This is a genomic window from Oleiphilus sp. HI0117 (assembly GCF_001635235.1).
Genome location: NZ_LWGA01000330.1, coordinates 1 through 546 on the forward strand (window position 1 = coordinate 1; position 546 = coordinate 546).

Consider the following 546-nt stretch of genomic DNA (forward strand, 5'->3'; position numbering starts at 1 on the left):
CAAGCAATCAAGTACGCATCCTTCAGTCGTCGGATACTCTTTCATAAGGTCTTATAAGCAAACTTTGTAGTTAGCTCTACTCTCAATCCCCAGCTTCAAAAATCGTTTCTACCATTGCAGAGGCAACTCCAGAGACTTCTACCCGATAATCGGTTTTGCCAAAACTAAGCACGGCTCCAATAAAGGTGCTGCCAATCGCGTCTAGCATCTGATCTGGCTCCAATTGCATGTTTTCACAAATTTCGGCAACTTGGTCCGAAAATTCCTGCAATACTTCTTGAGACAGTTCACTCATACATAACCTTCCTAAGCCAGAATAATTTTCTTAACCATAAGAGAATTACGTCTATAAAACAATGGATTACTTAACTTACCCCTAAGCTATAGGTACTTTGTCACTTTATACGTATAGTTAAAAGACTGCCTTTTTTATGCAAATTGAGGCTTATCTTCAAAAACCAACTAATATTAAGGGATAGGTTGAGGTTGCCTGTCGTATTACAGAAGGTCTCTTGCTATGTAATAAATTACTCGCAAACTAGAAAT

At 38.5% G+C, this 546-nt stretch carries 1 protein-coding gene; it reads right to left on the reverse strand.

Annotated elements, in window-relative coordinates:
* Nucleotides 1-82: 82 nt before the first annotated feature.
* Nucleotides 83-295 carry a hypothetical protein gene (locus tag A3757_RS04075; protein ID WP_068553384.1) on the reverse strand — a complete coding sequence of 71 codons (213 nt, stop codon included), beginning with the start codon at nucleotides 293-295 and terminating at the stop codon, nucleotides 83-85.
* Nucleotides 296-546 lie beyond the last annotated feature (251 nt).

What these genes read in the sequence shown, in the direction of transcription:
- A3757_RS04075 (WP_068553384.1), bottom strand. Translation starts at nt 295, where the DNA reads ATGAGTGAACTGTCTCAAGAAGTATTGCAGGAATTTTCGGACCAAGTT.